The sequence below is a fragment of the Nonomuraea sp. H19 genome (assembly GCF_052068215.1).
Lineage (GTDB): Bacteria > Actinomycetota > Actinomycetes > Streptosporangiales > Streptosporangiaceae > Nonomuraea.
On the sequence record NZ_JBQHCV010000009.1, the window covers coordinates 62,300 to 79,638 of the forward strand.

At 68.7% G+C, this 17,339-nt stretch carries 18 protein-coding genes; 12 read left to right on the forward strand and 6 right to left on the reverse strand.

What is annotated here, in order from left to right; genetic code table 11:
• The first annotated feature begins 62 nt into the window (after nt 1–62).
• Both ACTMTI_RS21150 and ACTMTI_RS21155 read left to right on the forward strand, forming a co-directional pair.
• The gene (locus ACTMTI_RS21150; RefSeq protein ID WP_441122162.1) at nt 63–788 is read left to right on the forward strand and encodes an ABC transporter ATP-binding protein; all 726 of its coding nucleotides are present in this window, start codon (nt 63–65) and stop codon (nt 786–788) included.
• 222 nt (nt 789–1,010) lie between these two features.
• Nucleotides 1,011–1,307: an FtsX-like permease family protein gene (locus ACTMTI_RS21155; RefSeq protein WP_441122163.1), complete on the forward strand. Its 297-nt coding sequence runs from the start codon at nt 1,011–1,013 to the stop codon at nt 1,305–1,307.
• Nucleotides 1,308–1,449: 142 nt separating this feature from the next.
• Here the strand turns inward: ACTMTI_RS21155 and ACTMTI_RS21160 are convergent, their stop codons facing one another.
• A complete protein-coding gene (locus tag ACTMTI_RS21160; RefSeq protein ID WP_441122164.1) occupies nt 1,450–1,728 on the reverse strand; it encodes a hypothetical protein in 279 nt (92 codons plus the stop codon).
• An 898-nt stretch (nt 1,729–2,626) separates the two neighbouring features.
• Between ACTMTI_RS21160 and ACTMTI_RS21165 the strand changes: the two genes are divergently transcribed.
• Nucleotides 2,627–3,844: a YncE family protein gene (locus ACTMTI_RS21165; RefSeq protein ID WP_441122165.1), complete on the forward strand. Its 1,218-nt coding sequence runs from the start codon at nt 2,627–2,629 to the stop codon at nt 3,842–3,844.
• Nucleotides 3,845–3,916: 72 nt separating this feature from the next.
• On the opposite strand, the gene ACTMTI_RS21170 is transcribed toward ACTMTI_RS21165, so the two are convergent.
• Both ACTMTI_RS21170 and ACTMTI_RS21175 read right to left on the reverse strand, forming a co-directional pair.
• Nucleotides 3,917–4,069, reverse strand: coding sequence for a hypothetical protein (locus tag ACTMTI_RS21170; RefSeq protein ID WP_441122166.1), 153 nt, complete (start codon nt 4,067–4,069; stop codon nt 3,917–3,919).
• A gap of 28 nt (nt 4,070–4,097) precedes the next feature.
• A complete protein-coding gene (locus tag ACTMTI_RS21175) occupies nt 4,098–4,658 on the reverse strand; it encodes a cysteine hydrolase family protein (RefSeq protein ID WP_441122167.1) in 561 nt (186 codons plus the stop codon).
• A gap of 61 nt (nt 4,659–4,719) precedes the next feature.
• Between ACTMTI_RS21175 and ACTMTI_RS21180 the strand changes: the two genes are divergently transcribed.
• From ACTMTI_RS21180 to ACTMTI_RS21215, 8 genes are all read left to right on the forward strand, one after another.
• Nucleotides 4,720–5,136: a hypothetical protein gene (locus ACTMTI_RS21180; RefSeq protein ID WP_441122168.1), complete on the forward strand. Its 417-nt coding sequence runs from the start codon at nt 4,720–4,722 to the stop codon at nt 5,134–5,136.
• 68 nt (nt 5,137–5,204) lie between these two features.
• Complete coding sequence (locus tag ACTMTI_RS21185) at nt 5,205–6,392, forward strand: cytochrome P450 (protein ID WP_441122169.1); 1,188 nt, start codon at nt 5,205–5,207, stop codon at nt 6,390–6,392.
• Nucleotides 6,389–6,991: a TetR/AcrR family transcriptional regulator gene (locus tag ACTMTI_RS21190; RefSeq protein WP_441122170.1), complete on the forward strand. Its 603-nt coding sequence runs from the start codon at nt 6,389–6,391 to the stop codon at nt 6,989–6,991. Before ACTMTI_RS21185 ends, ACTMTI_RS21190 begins: the two co-directional genes overlap by 4 nt.
• A gap of 277 nt (nt 6,992–7,268) precedes the next feature.
• Nucleotides 7,269–8,504 (forward strand): epoxide hydrolase family protein, encoded by a 1,236-nt coding sequence (locus ACTMTI_RS21195; RefSeq protein WP_441122171.1) that lies wholly within the window; start codon nt 7,269–7,271, stop codon nt 8,502–8,504.
• A gap of 500 nt (nt 8,505–9,004) precedes the next feature.
• Entirely contained in the window at nt 9,005–9,742 is a 738-nt protein-coding gene (locus tag ACTMTI_RS21200) for a hypothetical protein (protein ID WP_441122172.1), read from the forward strand.
• 627 nt (nt 9,743–10,369) lie between these two features.
• Nucleotides 10,370–10,831 carry a GtrA family protein gene (locus tag ACTMTI_RS21205; protein ID WP_441122173.1) on the forward strand — a complete coding sequence of 154 codons (462 nt, stop codon included), beginning with the start codon at nt 10,370–10,372 and terminating at the stop codon, nt 10,829–10,831.
• Nucleotides 10,832–11,009: 178 nt separating this feature from the next.
• On the forward strand, nt 11,010–12,455 hold the full coding sequence (locus ACTMTI_RS21210) for a glycoside hydrolase family 6 protein (protein WP_441122174.1): 1,446 nt from the start codon (nt 11,010–11,012) through the stop codon (nt 12,453–12,455).
• A gap of 91 nt (nt 12,456–12,546) precedes the next feature.
• Entirely contained in the window at nt 12,547–13,428 is an 882-nt protein-coding gene (locus ACTMTI_RS21215; protein ID WP_441122175.1) for an NAD(P)H-binding protein, read from the forward strand.
• A gap of 49 nt (nt 13,429–13,477) precedes the next feature.
• Here ACTMTI_RS21215 and ACTMTI_RS21220 read toward each other — a convergent pair whose 3' ends face one another.
• Entirely contained in the window at nt 13,478–14,002 is a 525-nt protein-coding gene (locus ACTMTI_RS21220) for a nitroreductase family deazaflavin-dependent oxidoreductase (RefSeq protein WP_441122176.1), read from the reverse strand.
• A gap of 483 nt (nt 14,003–14,485) precedes the next feature.
• On the opposite strand from ACTMTI_RS21220, the gene ACTMTI_RS21225 reads away from it, so the two are divergent.
• Nucleotides 14,486–15,511: a hypothetical protein gene (locus ACTMTI_RS21225; RefSeq protein WP_441122177.1), complete on the forward strand. Its 1,026-nt coding sequence runs from the start codon at nt 14,486–14,488 to the stop codon at nt 15,509–15,511.
• 334 nt (nt 15,512–15,845) lie between these two features.
• Here the strand turns inward: ACTMTI_RS21225 and ACTMTI_RS21230 are convergent, their stop codons facing one another.
• Together ACTMTI_RS21230 and ACTMTI_RS21235 are read right to left on the reverse strand one after the other, a co-directional pair.
• A complete protein-coding gene (locus tag ACTMTI_RS21230) occupies nt 15,846–16,235 on the reverse strand; it encodes a hypothetical protein (RefSeq protein ID WP_441122178.1) in 390 nt (129 codons plus the stop codon).
• A gap of 100 nt (nt 16,236–16,335) precedes the next feature.
• Complete coding sequence (locus tag ACTMTI_RS21235; RefSeq protein WP_441122179.1) at nt 16,336–16,959, reverse strand: hypothetical protein; 624 nt, start codon at nt 16,957–16,959, stop codon at nt 16,336–16,338.
• Nucleotides 16,960–17,339 lie beyond the last annotated feature (380 nt).

Sequence of the window (17,339 nt, forward strand, 5' to 3'; positions counted from 1 at the left end):
AGGGACCGATCCGGGGAATACCTGATGGGCAATGGTGCACGCGTTCCGGCACGCTGCTGATCATGATTGATCATGCGGTCCTCCTCGAGGGAGTGGCCAGGACGCATGGGAAGGGCGCTACGGAGGTGGCCGCGCTCCGTCAGGTCAGCGTCGGCTTCCCGCGCGGCAGTTTCACCGCCGTGATGGGCCCGTCGGGGTCGGGGAAGAGCACACTGCTGCAGTGCGCGTCGGGGCTGGACCGGCCGGATTCGGGCGCGGTTCTTGTCGCCGGACAGGACATCACCCGCCTGGGCGAGAAGGAGTTGGCGGCGCTGCGCCGCGACCGGATCGGCATTATTTTCCAGGCGTTCAACCTGGTGCCGTCGCTGACCGCGTGGCAGAACGTGATCCTGCCCAGCAAATTGGCCAGGCGGCGGCCCGACCCGTCACGCGTGCGCGAGTTGCTGCACCGGGTCGGCCTGGCTGGGCGGGAAGGGCATCGCCCAGCGCAGTTGTCCGGTGGACAGCAGCAGCGGGTGGCGATCGCCCGCGCCCTGCTGGGCAGGCCGGAGGTGCTGTTCGCCGACGAGCCGACGGGGGCGCTGGATCGCCGCACCGGGCACGAGGTGCTGGCGTTGCTGCGGGAGGCAGTCGACGCGTTCGGTCAGACGGTGGTGATGGTCACGCACGATCCGGAGGCGGCAGCCCGCGCGGACAGCGTGCTGGTCCTGACCGACGGGCGGATCGTAGATGTCCTCGACAGGCCCTCGGCGGAGCAGATCGGCCTGCGGCTGGGTGGCCGCCGGTGACACTCGTACTGGCCTGGAGCAACGTCCGGTCCAATCGGATGGGCTTCGCCGCTTCGTTCGCGGCGGTGATCTTCGCTGTGACGCTGGTCGGCGGGAGCGGGCTCGTGGTCGTGGCAGCGAGCGCGCGCGATGAGTTGAACGGCGTCATGGGGCTGCTGGTGCTGTCGGCCGTGGTGTCAGGGTTCGTGGCTGTCTTCGTGGTCGCGGGTACGCTGAGCCTGCATGGCCGAGCGGGCCGAGGAGATCCGGCTGCTGCGGACCGTCGGGACCAAGCCGCGGCAGCTCGCCAGAGCGGTGTGCTGGGAGACGATGATCGTGACGTGTGTCGGGACGCTGCTCGGAACGGGCATCGCCGCCGCTTCGCTCACCGCGCTCGGCAAGGGTGCAACCGGCGAGCCGTGGTTCGCCTACTCTCTGCCGCAGTACGCCGGGCTGGTGCTGGTCTGCGCGGTGAGCGGCCTGGCCGGAGGGCTGGCCGCCACGCGCCGGGCACGGCGCGGGCCCCTGCTGTCCGATTGACCTTGAAGCCCAGGACCACGCTGAGACCGAGCCACTGATGGCGGGAGTCGGGCCGAACGGCTGCTCGCTGGCCGGCGCTCTCGGCTTGGTCCAGGACGGTGGGCAGGCGGCCCCGGTGGGTGGCCGCCTGCCCTTGTCTCACCTACATCCCGACAGGCTCGGGTACGCGCTCGCGGATCTCTTCCCGAGCGGTGATGTTGAGGTCGTCGCGTGTCTCTTCCACGGCCAGGCCCACACCCAGAGCGATGAACGTGGGAGCCCACTCGCCGATGAAGATCCCCCACCTGTCGGCGCGGGCCAGCCCTTCGCTCGCGACCTGCTTCGACGTCAGCCATGACATGAACGACAAGCCAACGGACGCGGCGCCGGCGACGTACATGTGGCTGGAGCGGATGCCCATCTTGTGCAGAGTTCTGAGCATTTCGTTTCCCCCGTTGAGACGTGTTCCTCGGCGGGCTACCCCGGCATTTCTGGATATAACCACACGTCAGAGCGCTAAAGGTCGCCCCCCATAACCAAGGGGAACCCGATGATCCGCGCCGTCGACGCCCCGTATGTCGACGCGGCCATAGACCTGATCAAGAGGATGCGCGGTGGCTGACGACCTCCGCCACCGTACGCCGAAGCGCCCGCCGGCGCGTGACGGCCGTACGGGTCGCCGACCTGGAGTCGCTCCACCGGCTACCGCCACGGCCCCGCAAGGCAGGAGGGACTTCGGCGACCTGAAGATGATCGCCCTGGTCGCCGAGACGCGGCTTCCGTTCTCTCGCGGGAACGCCGTGTCGCTCGGGTCAGCCGCCCGGATCAATGACGCCGAGACCGGAACCGGTCCAGGTAACGCCGCACCTTCTGCTGCGTGTGCGGGTCCCGGGCCATTCGCTTAGCCTTCTCGACGTTCTGTCTGCCTTTGGGGCTGTGCAGATAAGCGCGCAGCCGTTCTATGAGTGTTGCCATGCGCGTCCCCTACCCTGGTCGCCTGTATGAAAGCGTCCCGCTCGTTGCGCGTTTTTTCTGTGACCTCCGGGTGGTCGGCTTCCAGTCGCACGCCGCAGGCTCGGCCGGCCGTCCGTAGTTCGTCGGTACGGGCCGCTGCGCGGTACACAGCCCCGAAGTCAGGTCTTGTAGGGGCGAAGGGCAATCCTTACTCTCGAGTAGCCACCGTAAATAGAACGCGTTCTATGCGTTGGGTGGCGCGATGCTCCGCGCGTTTCTGCAGGCGATGACCGACCCATGCGAAAGGCAGGGCGACGATGTCCTCTGGCAAGAACAGGCGCTCGCGGTGGATGACGGGGCCTTCCGGGCGACGGGTCTTCGGCGGGATGGCGGTTGCGCTGGCGATGGCCGTCGCGGGCTCCGGGACGGCGGCGGCGCAGCAGACGGGCACCTCCGCCCTGCGGGAGGTGCTGTTCGTCGGCAACAACTGGGAGGGCACGGCGGACGTCATCAAGTCCACGGGCGACTTCGCCAAGATCGGCCGCGTCGACGTCATCCCCGACAAGGACCAGCGGCTGAGCGAGATCTACCTCAACCCCGTCAAGCTCGCCTACTTTCTCGCCATCCGAGAGACCGTCGGCGAAGGGCACGACCAGTTCGTGGACGACATGTACACCACCCCCGACGGCACAGCCGTGGTCGTGTCGCGACCGAGTTTCGCCGACGTCGTCTCGATCGATCTGGCCACTGGCACGATCAAGTGGCGGTTCCCGTTATCGGGCTACCGCGCGGACCACATGGCGGTCTCTCCGGACGGCCAACGCGTCGCGGTGTCGGCGTCGACGTCCAACACCGTCCACGTCCTCGACATCCAGACCGGCAGGGAGGCCGGGTCGTTCAAGACCGGTGACAAGCCGCACGAGAACGTGTTCACCCGCGACGGCAGGTACTTGTGGAACATGTCGATCGGCGAGGTGAACACCGACCTCGACGACCCATGGCTGGACTGGACCAAGGGAGACCGGCGCATCACCGTCGTCGACACCTCGACGTTCAGGCAGCTCAAGATCATCGACATGAGGCAGCGACTGGACGCCTTCGGGCACAAGAACGTCTCAGACGCCGTCCGGCCCGCCGTGTTCACCCCTGACGGGTCCAAGCTGTACTTCCAGGTGTCGTTCTTCAACGGCTTCTATGAATACGACGTGGCCGCCGACCGGATCACCCGAGTGAAGACCCTGCCGGAGAACCCTTCGACCAGCAAGAACCGCAACGACTGGATCAACGACTCCCGCCACCACGGCGTGTCGATGAACCCCGGCGGCGACAAGCTGTGCGTCGCGGCGACCATGGACGACTACGCGACCATCGTCGACCGCGCGACTCTCCAGGAGGCGGCGCTCGTTACCGCGTCCAAGCCCTACTGGGCGACCGTAAGCGGCGACGGCAGGGCGTGCATCGTCTCCGAGAGCGGCGCCGACCAGGTCAGCGCGATCGACTTCGCCACGGGCCGGAAGGTGGCGTCCGTTCCGGTCGGCGACCACCCTCAGCGTGTCCGTCTCGGCCGCGTACCCGCCGACTGGACCGGCCCCACAGGCGGCTGACGCCGTCAGGCCCGGTCGGCAGTTCGGGGCGCACGGCTCGTCCGGCGAGGTCGTGCGCCCCATGGACACGCGCTATTCGTGCGACAGACGCCGCCTGAGGGCGAAGATGCCCAGGGCCAGGATCATGACGAACGGGATGTCCGTCAGGAACTTGCTCCAGCAACGGTCCAGGTCCATGAGCGCCTGACCGGCCATGAGCACGCCGTGGGCGAGGTTCACGGGCATGGCTCGGATCTTCAAAGCTGACGGCTGGTCACAGGCGGGCGGTCCACTCGTGGCCGGTAAGGACGTCAGCGCCCCTGGCCGGGAAGACGCGGTTGATCAGGAAGTCGTGCACGTCCGCTTCCCCGTCGGCGCAGGCGTCGCTGAGCACGGTCACGTGGTAGTCGCGGTCGGAGGCGTCGTAGAGGGTAGCGGCGATCATCGCCCCGGTCGCGACACCGGTCAGCACGATCGAGTCGATGTGCTGGGCGCGCAGGAGCCGATCGAGGTCGGTCGCCGCGAAGGCGCTGGCGCGGCGCTTGAGGACGACGGCCTCGCCCGGCAACGGCTCGATGCGCGGGTGCACGAGCGTCTCGGGGGATTCTTCGTGAAACAGCGTCCCCGCCCCGTGCAGGCCGCTGATCAACTGGTTGCCCGCTGCCACATCAAGGCCTGAGGCCCGGAGCCCGAAACGGATGAAGATCACCGGGATCCCGGAGGCTCTGGCCGCGGTGAGAACCTCTTCCACGACGGGGAGCACGTCGGCGGCGAAGGGGTAGTTGTCCACGATGCCCGCCTGCAGGTCGCCGACGATGAGCGCGGTGGTGGTCATACGGTTCCTTGTCTGTACGGCGCGCCATCGGCCATCCTCCACGGTCGTATCCTTGGCGCTGTTGTCGTTGCTGCTGTCGCCCCATCTCCCGCATGCACAGGCAGGTCAGGAAAGGCTTGCGTGGTGGGCGAGGAGCGCGATCTGGGTGCGGTTGTCCGGGCCGAGCTTTAGCCCCTACGACATGGACCCGCAGACCTCGCCCGTTGCCTATGTTCGGCCGGATGTGCCGCCATTTTCCTCGCCCACGGCGACCACGACACTATCGGAGGCGCCATGGGGCGCCCACGTTGACAGCGCACTGCAGCCGCTCGACAGCGGCGCGGATCTGCTCCCTGCCGACGAACTCGACGCCGATGGGCGGCATCCGCCACACGCCGTCCTCGATGAACAACACCGCGAAGCGCTTGTGTCACACGTGCCCGCGTCGGTCTGCTCCTCACGCCAGGCCGGCTCAGCCCTCAATCTACGCAACCTCTAAGTGTTAGGCAGCCTTTCACTTATCTGCTACGGTGGGCCAAACGATCTGATCATGGAAGGGGATGGGCGATGACGGAGGCGCCGGAGTTGTCGCTGGAGATGCGGCGGGACGGACTCGACCCGGTCGCGGAGCTGGCCCTGGCTCGGGACGGTGAGGGGGTGGTGCGGGTGGTGACGCCGTTCGGCGTGCCCGCGTACCTGGTCCTCCGGCACGAGGATGTTCGCGAGGTGCTTTCGGATCCGACCCGGTTCAGCAACGCCATGACACCGTTCTTCGCGGCCGGTGAGATGAGCCAGGAGGAACAGGACAAGTTGCGGGCGGGGTTTCTGCTCGCGTTCGACCCGCCGGAGCACACGCGGTTGCGGCGAATGCTCACCCCGGAGTTCACGATCCGCCGGATGCGTCGGCTCGAGCCACGCATCGTGGAGATCGTCGAGGCGGCGCTGGACGATCTGGAGCGGGCCGGCAAACCGGCCGATCTGGTGTCGCACTTCGCGTTGCCGGTGCCGTCGCTGGTGATCTGCGAGTTGCTGGGGGTGCCGTACGCCGACCGCGCCGAGTTCCAGGAACGTTCCGTTCGCCTGCTCGACATCTCGTTGCCGATGGAGGAACAGACCGCGGCGCTGCGGGAGAACCGCGCTTACATGGCAGGCCTGGTCGCCCGCGCACAGGCCGACCCGGGCGAGGACATGCTCGGGATGCTGGTGCGCGAGCACGGCGACGATCTGAGCACCGACGAGCTCATCGGCATCGCGGCCCTGCTGCTGCTCGCCGGGCACGAGACGACCTCGAACATGCTCGCCCTGGGCACCCTGGCCCTGCTGCGGCACCCGGATCAGCTCGCCATGATCCGCGAGGATCCGGCGCGGGCCGAGCCCGCCATCGAGGAACTGCTGCGCTGGCTGTCCATCGTGCAGTCGCTGCCGCCGCGCACGACCACGACCGAGGTGGAGATCGCCGGCCACGTCATCCCCGCGGGTTCGCTGGTGCTCCTATCGCTTTCCGCCGCCAACCGCGACGGTGGCTTCATCGAGAATCCCGACGCCCTCGACATCACCCGGGGCGCCCCCGGACACATCGCCTTCGGCCACGGCGTGCACCACTGTCTCGGCGCGCCGCTGGCACGCATGGAGATGCGCATCGCCTTCCCGGCCCTGCTGCGACGCTTCGCCAACCTCGCACTCGCGGATGAGCAGATCGACTTCCGGGTCTTCAGCGCCGTCTACGGGTTGAACTCGCTACGGGTGACCTGGTGAGAGCCGACGCAGCCCGCAACCATGAGCGAATCGTCGGTGCTGCGGTCCTGGCGTTCGAGGAGATCGGGCCGCAGGCGACGCTCGAGGAGATCGCCGCACGCGCGAACGTGAGCGTGGTGACGGTCTACCGCCGCTTCCGCTCGCGTGAACAACTCGTCCGAGCCGTCTTCGACCACGTCCTCACCACCGAACTCCAGCCCATCACAGCGGTACACACCGACGACCCGTGGCAGGACCTGGCCGGGATGCTCGAGGCCGTCACCGAGGTACTCGCCCGGCGGCGGGTCATCATCTCACTCGCCCACGAGTTCGTGACGTTCGCGAACGAGAGCACGCAGCGCTTCATGCACGCCATCGAACCCATGCTGCGCCGGGCCATCGACGCGGGCGTGGTGCGACCGGAACTGCTGCCTCGCGACCTGACCGTGATCACCGTCATGAACCTGGCCACGGTGCACCCCGGCGATCCCCAGGGCGAGGACCGCAGGCGCTACCTCGCCCTGCTCATCGACGGACTGCGCCCATCGCCGACCACCCTGCCCCCACCCTCACCGCAGGACTTCTTCGAACCACCCGGCGCCGACGAACCGGCACCCTGACCACTCCAAGCTCAAAGCACGCCGAGTCGTGAAAAACGCCCCCGCGCCGCCTTGCGGTTCGCCGGTCCACGGGTTTGCACCCTGTCATGAATCGGCATCGCATGTGATGGGATTGACGACGCACCTTGGACCGGAATGTCCTGGTTCGTTGGGCGCTCGCTGTGCCTGTCGTCATGCGATCGTTTGCCGACGGGCCGGGCGGCCGGAGAATCCTGGCGGAAGGCCATCACGGCTCGCCGCCCAACAGGCCGACGGCACCCCAGTAAGGAACCACGCGATGAGCACCCCGCACGCCTTCCCCCTGAAGCCCGTTCCGATCCACGTGTCCGACGAGGTCCTCGAAGACCTGCGCGCCCGCCTCACATCGACCCGTCCGCCGCTGGACGAGGGAAATGGGGACTGGTCCTACGGCGTGCCCGACAGCTATCTCCGTGAGCTGGTCGCCTACTGGCGGGACGGCTACGACTGGCGCAAGGCCGAGGCCGCCATCAACGTCTACGAGCACTACCAGGTGAGCGTCGCCGGTGTCCCGGTGCACTTCATGCGCAAGCCCGGCCGCGGCCCCCGTCCGATCCCGTTGATCCTCACCCACGGCTGGCCGTGGACGTTCTGGCACTGGTCGAAGGTGATCGACCCGCTCGCCGACCCGGCCGCGTTCGGCGGTGACCCCGCCGACGCCTTCGACGTCATCGTGCCGTCTCTGCCCGGCTTCGGTTTCCCCGGCCCGCTCACCGGCTTTCCGGACGTCAACTTCTGGAAGGTCTCCGACCTCTGGCACACCCTGATGACCGAGACCCTGGGGTACGAGAAGTACGCCGCCGGGGGTTGCGACATCGGCGGGATCGTCTCCAGCCAGCTCGGTCACAAGTACGCCGACGAGCTGTACGGCATCCACATCGGCTCCGGGCTGCCGCTCGACTTCTTCTCCGGCCCCCGGGCCTGGGACTTCGCCCGGAATCGGCCCCTCACCGACGACCAGCCCGCCGATATCCGCGCCCGGATCATCGAGCTGGACCACCGCTCGGCGTGCCACCTCGCCGTGCACATGCTCGACGGCGCCACCCTGGCCCACGGGCTGAGCGACTCACCCGCTGGACTGCTCGCCTGGCTGCTGGAGCGCTGGAACGCCTGGAGCGACAACGGCGGCGACGTCGAATCAGTCTTCACCAAGGACGACCTGCTCACCCACGCCACGATCTACTGGGTGAACAACTCCATCGCCACGTCGATGCGCTACTACGCCAACGCCAACCGCTACCCCTGGGCCCCCGCCCACGACCGCACCCCGGTCGTGCAGGCCCCGGTCGGCCTCACCTTCGTCACATACGAGAACCCGCCCGGCATCCACACCGCCACCGAGCGCGTCCAGGCGTTCAGGACCGGCCCGCAGGGCGACTGGTTCAACCACGTCAACGTCAACGCCCACGACCACGGCGGCCACTTCATCCCCTGGGAGAACCCCGACGCCTGGGTGAACGACCTGCGCCGCACTTTTCACGGCCGCAGGCCCTGAACGACCTCCGCGGGCTCCTGTGGCGACGGGCCCCAGGCGAACGTTGCCTGGCGGGGGCGTGTGCGTCGCCTGACCGGCCCCTACCGCCCGCCACGCCGCCTGCCTGCGCACCTCCGCTCGCCGCCACCCTCCCGGAAGCCCCCTCCGCCGGGAGGGTGGGGTCCTGCCGTTTGATCGCGGCGTGTATGAACGCCCACGGCGTGCCGTACCCGCAGCAGAGAAGAGGGACGGCGAGCCCACAGCCGGCTTCCCAGGGAAGTGCCCGGTGCCGTTCCGACCAGCACGCGGGAGGAGGGTGAGTCGAGGCCTGGGTCGCCGCCGAGGAGGGCTCGTTCGGCTGGCACAGCAGCATGGCGAGGAGCAGACGGGTTTTGCCTGCGGGCACACGAAGCTCGTCCCCATCCCGGTTGAGGCCGAGCGGGCCGAGAATCCGCAACTCCATACCCGCACTCGTGGAGGAAAAGGCAGGTAGATGGCTGCTTATACGTTGATCGTAAGGCATGCGCAACCCGTGGCCCATACGGTGTTGCCGCCATCCTGATGGCACTGTCGCATCCGGCATGAGGACGGGGTCCATGCAGTTCATCGAAACCAGCGTCATCGGCACCCGGTCGGCCATCCTGACGTTCCGCCGCCCTGGCACGCCGCTGACCTTCCTGCTGGTCCCCATGGTGCACATCGCCGAGCACGCCTTCTTCGAGCAGGCCTTGGATCGGCTGCGCACCTGCGATCTGATCGTCGCCGAGGGCGAACCCGCCGCTGCGATACGCGCGCATCGAAAGCTCTACCGACTACGGCTGGGCCGTCTGGTCCACCAGGTCACCGTCTTCGACGTCGAGTCTCTGGGCGTCCCGGTCCTCTGGCCGGATCGTAGAGAGGACGCCGGGCCTCCCGGATGGTTCGACGCCGTCATCGACGTCCTCACGGCCATTCCCGACTGGCTCGGGGTCGTGAAGAGGTTTCCGGGGCATGGCTTGGAGGTGACCGACCTTACCGGCCATGACGGATGGGCCGGCGGCAGGTTACGCAGGGGATGGTGGAAGCTGATCCTCACCGAGCGCGACGAAGACCTCCTCGCCTGCATCACACGGATTCACGAGGAACGGGGCGACGAGCCCATCACGGTTGCCGTGCCGTGGGGAGCGGCTCACATGATCGCGGTAAGCCACCATCTCTTTGCGGAACTGGGTTACCGGGTTGTGGGCGCCGAATGGCTGACGGTTCGCAATGCTCGCTAAGAAGATGCCGATGTAGAGAAATGGCCGACAGCTCCGACCTTCTGGTGAGCGGGCCCCGACCGGGGCGCCGCCGGAGAGGGAGGCGGAGCAGGATGACCAAGGTGACCGCACAGATGTCGGTGTCACTGGACGGCTACTATGCCGGCGCGCGGCACAGTGGCGACCGACATGTATTCGAAGGCGGGCCCTCTTGAACAATCCTCCTCATCCATAGCGCAAGGATCCCGCGCCCTGGAAAACTCGGACCGGCAAGAGCGGTGATAAGGTGCGACCCGTCGCTCGCGAAGCGATAACGGAACTCGGTGAAAAGAACGGTGTGAGATTACGTAGCGTGCTGCCTGCCATTATGGTCGTCATTTCCATCGCCTTGGCGGGATGCTCCGGCAACTCGCCGCGACCGTGACCGCCGGTGAGGCCCCGGCCGGTCGCTTCGGCAGGCGCCGGTAGCGGCCGCACGGCACCACTGCGCAGGCGTCCGCGACGTTGGCGGCGCGGACGCCTGCGCAGCGGGCCCAGAACGCTCGTTGTGACCGACGTCATAGCGAAATCGCGCTGACCAGCGAATTCTCACTTGCGTTTAATGATCGGCCAAGGGATCTCCCATGCCGGCTTCCGATCATTCATGACATGAGCGCCACCACAGCACCCCCTCAAGCCCCCGCCCCCACCTCGGTCTCTCGCCGGCTGCCGTCCTACGCGGTCGTCGGGTCCGCGTGCACGGTGGCCTATCTGGTGCTGTTCTGGGCGCTCTCCATGATCCTGCCGTCGATGGTCGCCAATACCGTCGCCATGCTCACCACGGCGATCGCCAACACCGCCGCCAACCGGCGGTTCACGTTCGGGGTGACGGGCAAGGCCGGAGCCGTGCGCGACCATCTCGGCGGGCTCATCGCCTTTCTCATCGGCCTGGGGATCTCCACGCTGAGCCTGGCCGTGCTGCCCTCGGCTGCGTCGGAGACGGCGGAGCTGATCGCAGTGGTCCTGGCCAACGGGCTGGCTTCGGCGATCCGGTTCGGGCTGCTGCAGGGGTGGGTGTTCAACCCGAGACCGCGCCCTGCGACGCCGTCGCTCCGGTCTGCGGCAGAGTGAACAACGCCCTGCTTCGACGGGGGCCGCGGCCCACATATGGACGCACCAGGCGCATCCCTCGGACGACCGGTCGGTTTTCCGCAAATGGTCACAAAAGTGGCGGATCTCTGTGATATTGGATCATCCGCATGGTTTCGGAAGACCAGAAGGGACGCATTACGTGCGATCGTTAACCCGCGTGACGGCGATCACGGCCTCGGCGGCTGCAGCGTTATCGGTGGTGGCCGCAGTGCCCGCCGTCGCGGCACCCCAACTGGTGGTCAACGGCACGTTCGCTAGCGGCACCGCGCCCTGGTGGGAGTCGGCGAACACCTCGATGGCCGTGGACGCCGGGCGGCTGCGCGTCAACGTGACGGGCGGCACCGCCAACCCATGGGACGCCATGGTGGGCCAGAACGACATCTCGCTGGCCAACGGCAAGGCGTACACGCTCTCGTTCGACGCCTCGGCCTCAGCCGCGGTCACCGCCGTCACCACCGTGCAGCTCGCGGACTCTCCGTACACCAGGACCCTGACCAAGACGATCTCGCTCACCACGGCGAGCAAGCGCTTCAGCTTCCCCTTCACCTCCAGCCTCGGCACGTCGGCCGGGCAGGTGACGTTCCAGCTCGGCAAGAACGCCGACTTCAGCTTCTCCGTGGACAACGTCTCGCTGACGGAGAGCACCTCCTCCGCCCCGTCGCCGTCGCCGTCGCCGTCCCCAACGACCACCACCTCGCCGAAGCCGTCGCCCACGCCGACGGGATCCGGGCCGGTGGCCATGACCAACGGCTTCTATGTGGACCCGGACTCCAACCCGGCGATCTGGGTGCGGGGCAACGCCGGTGACTCCCGGGCGACGCGCATCAAGTCGTCCATCTCCGCCAAGCCGATGGCCCGCTGGTTCGGCGGCTGGAGCGGGGACGTACGCGCCTCCGTCTCCAAGTACGTGGCCGCCGCGGACTCCGCCAACAAGCTCCCCGTCCTCGTGGCGTACAACATCCCCGGCCGCGACGCCTGTGGCGGGCACTCGGGCGGCGGGGCCGGCAGCGAGTCGGCGTACAAGACGTGGATCTCCGCGTTCGCCTCCGGCATCGGCAACCGCCCCGCGGTCGTCGTCATCGAGCCCGACTCCCTCGGCGACTTCGGCTGCATGAACGACACCGCCATCCAGGCGCGCAACCGCATGCTGACGTACGCCACCCAGCAGTTCCGCGACAAGGCCCCCAACGCCTGGGCCTACCTCGACGCCGGGAACGCCGGCTGGGTCGCGGCCGGGACGATGGCGACGCGGCTGAAGAACGCGGGCGTCGGCAACATCCGCGGCTTCGCGGTGAACGTCTCCAACTACTACCCGACGGCTCAGTCGGCGACGTACGCCTCCTCGGTCAACTCGTCGCTCGGCGGCGGCGCGAAGTGGGTGATCGACACCAGCCGCAACGGCAACGGCTCCAACGGCGAGTGGTGCAACCCCGCCGGTCGCAAGCTCGGCACGCCCACGCAGCTCGGCGAGGGCGGCGGCACCGAGATGCTGCTGTGGGTGAAGATCCCCGGCGACTCCGACGGCAACTGCGGCATCGCCTCGAACACGCCCGCCGGCCAGTTCAGCCCGGCCATCGCGATCCGCCTGATCGACGGCACCTGATCTCGTATCCGAGCCGTCCAGGCCGGGAGCTGTAAGGAATCCCGCCCGATCGCCTTGATCGGGCGGGATCAGCGGCGACGACCGTGCCTGCATGATCGGAATATTGCCGACCCGGTTCGGGCTGACCTTGGTCATGACCAGGATTCTCGTGACCGGTTCGACCGGCAATGTCGGCCGGCAGGTCATTGCCCGGCTTGTGGCCGTCGACCGCCCCGTACGTGCGTTGGTGAGAAGGCGGCTCCGGCTCCCCGCAGGGGTGGAGGGGGTGGAAGGAGATCTGTCCAGGCCGGACACGCTGGAGCGGGCGCTGGCCGGTGTCGAGACGGTGTTCCTGATCTGGCCCTTCCTCACCACCGAAGGCGCCGCCGCCGTCCTCGACGTGATCGGCCGCCAGGTCCGCCGCGTCGTCTACCTCTCCTCGTCCGGCGTGCGCGACGACGCCGAGCGGCAGGCCGACCCGATCAATCAGCTCCATGCCGACATGGAGGGCTTGATCGAGAAGTCGGGTCTGCAGTGGACCTTCTTGCGGGCGGACACGATCGCCTCCAACACTCGCGGGTGGGCCGAGCAGATCCGCACCGCCGGCGTCGTCCGCGGTCCCGACATCGCCGCCACCGCGGTGATCGACCCGCGTGACATCGCGGCCGTGGCGGTACGCGTACTGATCGACGACGGGCACGCGGGCGCCACGCACGTGCTGACCGGTCCGGAGGTGGTGAGCAGGGCCGAGCAGGTGCAGGCGATAGGGGAGGCCATCGGGCGGCCGTTGCGGTTCGAGAAGGTGCCCGTGGATCTCGCGCGGGAGCGGATGCTCGCGGATGGCCGGCCGCCTGCCCTGGTGGAAGCCCTGCTGGCCGGCGCCGGGACGCGGCCTCGGTCCGAATTGGTCACGTCCACGGTGGAAGAGATCACCGGCGCGCCGGCGCGTGCGTTCCGTGAATGGGCTGCCGACCACGCCGGCGACTTTCGCTGAGCGGCCGGGATCCATGGATGGGCCCAGGCGGCACCGAATGACCCCCGGCTCACGCGGGCGGGCGCGGTGACAGGCGGAAGACGCGCAGCTCGCGGCCGGAGCGTTCGGTGTAGCCCTGGTACAGCGGCCAGAAGCGGAGGAGCCGCCGCCAGGCCTCCTCGCGCTCGGCCCCGGTCAGCAGGCTGGACGTCACGGGAATGACGCGGCCGCGGAAGTTCACGGTGGCCTCCGGCGTCTTCATCAGGTTGCCGGTCCAGGCGGGGTGGTGCTCCCTGCCGAAGTTGCTGCCGACCACCAGGAACGTGCCGCCGTCTTCGGGCCAGCAGGCCAGCGGGCTCTGGCGGGGCTGCCCGGACTTGCTGCCGATGGTGGTGAGCAGCAGGTGGGGGATCATCTGGTCGCCCATGAGTACGCGGCCGCCGGTCACCCGATTGACGAACCGGTCGAGTGGCGGCACGATCTTGGGGCCGACCAGGGCGAAACCCTTGGTGCCCGCGAGCCACTGGAAGAACGGGCGCAGTGCGGTGCTGACGCGTGCCCTGACTCCGCCGCTCGGCTGCTGCTGCTCGACCACGGTGACCTCACGTCCCGGCTATGGCGTGCGCTGCTGACGAGGGCCAAGGATAGTACCAACCAAGCGTTTGGTCCACTGGCCCTGAACGGGTGAGTCCCCCAGGCCAGTGGCCCCGGCGCGGGAGCTTGGGGCCACTGACCCAGCGTCGGCCGCTACCCAGAGGAAGGGGTGGTGCGGGCCGGCGGTTCCAGAGGGGGCATTGTCAGGGTCGAAAGTTGCGCTCGTCCTTTCTTCCGATCGAGCCGACGCGGCTTGATGGCCTCCCGCCGCGGTTATCCGGGCGCCGATCGGCACCCCGCAGTCATCAAAGCCTCACCTGCTAGGTGTCCAACAGAGCGACGGACGAGCTCGTCCGGAATCGGACCACGCGGAGGCCAAGGTCAGACAGTTGGTGACCACCATCGGACACGTATAGTCATGCTTCATATACTGAGAGTCATGGGCGGAGTAAGGCGGGGTGGAAAAGCTCCCGGTCAGAGGGAGATGGCGGCGATCAGCGATCCCGGCGGAGCTGACGAGGACCTGGCGACCGCCGGGAACGCGCGCCGGTCTGGGCCGGAGGCGGTGTGCTGCCGAGAGGAACTGGCGAAGCTGCTGGTCGAGCAGTACGCCCGGGCCGACGTATCACTGCGGGCGATACAGGCGAAGGCGGACAAGTCTGGCGGGACGCGGCTCCCGCGAGCCACCTGCTCCGACATGCTGGCAGGCCGGCGGTTCCCGAAGAAGGCGGTCATGATCGCGTTCCTGCGAGCGTGCAGCGTGCCCGAGGACCAACTGCCCGCGTGGGAGCAGGCATGGGAGCGAGTGGCGGTCGCCCAGATCCCCGCCACGGCGGGTCCCGAGCGGAGCGCGAAACCCGCGCCTGGCCCATCGGTTGAGAGCAGCCTCGCACCGGCCGCTCCATCGAGCGCGCCAGAGCCGGCCCACGTCCGCCGGAGCCTGCTCCGGCGCAGCCGCATCGTGTCGGCGGCCCTCGGCACGGTGGCGGCCCTGGTCTTCGTCGCCGTCGTCGGTTCCCAGGTGTCAGGAGACGAAGTCGGCCCGTCTTCCAGCCGTACCGTCACCGACGACGGCCGCGCGTTCGGGCCCGGCGGGTCGAGCAGGTTCACCGTGGTCATCAGTCCTGACAACGAGGGCGTGCGGCTGACCCGCCGCCTCGACGCCGGCATCGCCATGCAGACCGCATCCGTCGCCGTCAACGGGGACATGGCCGGTTTGTGGCAGCCACTGTCCGGCGCGGTCACCTACCGGTGGAGGGACCAGACCGTCGATCTTCCGCTGCCGCTGACCGCGGGCAGGAGATTGCTCACCATCACCAACACGTTCGTGTCCTCCGCCCAGGACTTCAACGAGTTCACCTACTTCATCGAGCACAAGCTCAACGGCATCTGGTCTCGCGCCGACACCGTCGACGTCGGCCCCGGCCATTCCGCCGGCGAAGTTGCGCACCAATACCGCATCACCTGCCAGACCTGGGCCGGCACGCGGACCTTCGACTACCTGCAGTAGACGGACTTCTGCCCCCGGCGCTGAGGGCCGCCCGGGACCCGTGCGGCCCTCAGCGTCACCGGTGGTCGATCGCAGCGCCGGGCGATCAGAGCCGCCGTCCGCGCGGTGTCAACGCCTCTGCGTCCGGCGATGCCCGTCCCGGCCAGGCGGCTCTGGCGCGCCGGGATCGGACGACTCCGCCGGTTCCCTGAGGTGGCCACCGGTCAGGCGGTCGCGGGCCGTCCGGCGAACAGGGCCCGCCGCGGTGTGGGGGGCCCGCACGGCGGGCACGGCTTCCGGTGAACCGCTGTGCTGGTTTGCGTGTTCCGTTGCGGCGCGGACGGCACTTGCCGGATCAGACGTGGGTGACCAGGAGAGTCACCCCCATTTCGCCATCACAGTCCACGAAAATGGGGCCGACTCCGTTGCCGATCGTGGGGGAGAGGTTCGCCTTCGCCAGGAATCGCTTCGGGTTGTCGTCGATGATGCGGACGTTTTCCAGCACCGGCTTGCCGGTCACTCCGCCGATGACGGCGCTGAGCTTCTTGCCTCCACCGCAATGGCCGGTGATCGTCACCTCTTCGCCGCGCTTGGTGGTGGGATTGGGGCTCACGTGGACGACCGCCCTCGCGCCCTTGGGAGGCCGCGGTGCGGCGCTCTTGTCGCTGGCGGACGCGCCGACGGCGCTCAGCCCGAGGACCGCGAGGCTGACTCCGGCGATCGCGGCGATCGCGCGCTTCTTCATGGTGATTCTCCTTCGTGACAAGCCTTGAGGTCTGTCCGGTGAGTAGCCGGCAAGGCCGCCACGGGTTCTCGTCCGGCTGGACTGTGATGTGGATCACGGTCTAGCGGCGCGGCCACATCGCGTTGAGCCGGCTCGCCGTGACCTGGTACGCCTCCTCCTCCGCCGGAGTGAGCACGACGTCGGCACCGGGGCCGGCGGCGGCCAGGCGCTCGCGCAGCACGATCGACTCGGCCGTGTCGGCGAGGTCCAGCAGGCCGCTGATGCCGGCGGCCGCGGTGACGAGGTTGGTCCCGGGCAGGTCGGCGCCGCCCGCCTCCGGCGTCCCGCGTGCCATGCCGGCGCCGGCCTCCAGCGCCTCGCGTACCACGCCCTCGCCGGCCGCGGCGAGGCCGAGCGCGGCGGCGGCCGCCGACAGCGTGGCCACGTCGATCGGGTCGACGTCGACCAGGCGCAGCGGGACGTGTTCGACGCGGCCGTCCGGGGCGTACAGGCGTCCGGCGAGCCGGGCCGCCGCCGCGCGCCGGCCCTGGGTGGGCGCCACCGCCTGCCACAGCCGCCGCAGCGCGGTCAGCGCGGTCCCGTTCGCCAGCGGGCCGGGCAGCACCGCCCCGCCGTCCTCGGCGGCCTTCAGAGTGAGCAGCAGTCTCTCCAGCCCTTCCACCGCACGGGCCAGGTCTTCGCCCAGGTCGGGCACCAGCACCGCGCGGGGGCCCAGGGCGGTCATGCCCGGCTCCCGGGGCCGCCGTCATCCGTCCTCCTCAAGACGCCGGTCTCCAGCGGCGGTCGCAGGCGGACCGCGACGGCGGTGCGGAGCGGTGGGGGAGGGGTTGGCTGGGGGGTCACAATCGCGAGGGTACGCCGCGCTCCGGGCGCACGCCCGATGCCTCCGGGACACTCCACCATGTGGCGCGGTTTCACCAGCCGGTGCGACGGCCTTTCGCCTGGAACGCGCATCGGCGTGCCGGCACGGTGCCGGTTCTCCAGCAGGACGCCACGGGATATGGCCTGGTCGGCAGGTGTTAGCGCCTCGTCGGTGACATTCTTCGCTACTTGGCGTGTTCGATCCCTTCACCCACAGTGAGGGTGACATTCGTTCATGGGAGG

Excerpts from the sequence above, each read along its gene's own strand:
- ACTMTI_RS21160 (WP_441122164.1), bottom strand. The coding sequence starts at position 1,728 with ATGCTCAGAACTCTGCACAAGATGGGCATCCGCTCCAGCCACATGTAC.
- ACTMTI_RS21215 (WP_441122175.1), top strand. The coding sequence starts at position 12,547 with ATGATCGGAATATTGCCGACCCGGTTCGGGCTGACCTTGGTCATGACC.
- ACTMTI_RS21155 (WP_441122163.1), top strand. The coding sequence starts at position 1,011 with ATGGCCGAGCGGGCCGAGGAGATCCGGCTGCTGCGGACCGTCGGGACC.
- ACTMTI_RS21235 (WP_441122179.1), bottom strand. The coding sequence starts at position 16,959 with ATGACCGCCCTGGGCCCCCGCGCGGTGCTGGTGCCCGACCTGGGCGAA.
- ACTMTI_RS21165 (WP_441122165.1), top strand. The coding sequence starts at position 2,627 with ATGGCGGTTGCGCTGGCGATGGCCGTCGCGGGCTCCGGGACGGCGGCG.
- ACTMTI_RS21175 (WP_441122167.1), bottom strand. The coding sequence starts at position 4,658 with ATGACCACCACCGCGCTCATCGTCGGCGACCTGCAGGCGGGCATCGTG.
- ACTMTI_RS21170 (WP_441122166.1), bottom strand. The coding sequence starts at position 4,069 with ATGCCCGTGAACCTCGCCCACGGCGTGCTCATGGCCGGTCAGGCGCTC.
- ACTMTI_RS21185 (WP_441122169.1), top strand. The coding sequence starts at position 5,205 with ATGACGGAGGCGCCGGAGTTGTCGCTGGAGATGCGGCGGGACGGACTC.
- ACTMTI_RS21200 (WP_441122172.1), top strand. The coding sequence starts at position 9,005 with ATGCGCAACCCGTGGCCCATACGGTGTTGCCGCCATCCTGATGGCACT.
- ACTMTI_RS21230 (WP_441122178.1), bottom strand. The coding sequence starts at position 16,235 with ATGAAGAAGCGCGCGATCGCCGCGATCGCCGGAGTCAGCCTCGCGGTC.
- ACTMTI_RS21225 (WP_441122177.1), top strand. The coding sequence starts at position 14,486 with ATGGCGGCGATCAGCGATCCCGGCGGAGCTGACGAGGACCTGGCGACC.
- ACTMTI_RS21150 (WP_441122162.1), top strand. The coding sequence starts at position 63 with ATGATTGATCATGCGGTCCTCCTCGAGGGAGTGGCCAGGACGCATGGG.
- ACTMTI_RS21195 (WP_441122171.1), top strand. The coding sequence starts at position 7,269 with ATGAGCACCCCGCACGCCTTCCCCCTGAAGCCCGTTCCGATCCACGTG.
- ACTMTI_RS21205 (WP_441122173.1), top strand. The coding sequence starts at position 10,370 with ATGAGCGCCACCACAGCACCCCCTCAAGCCCCCGCCCCCACCTCGGTC.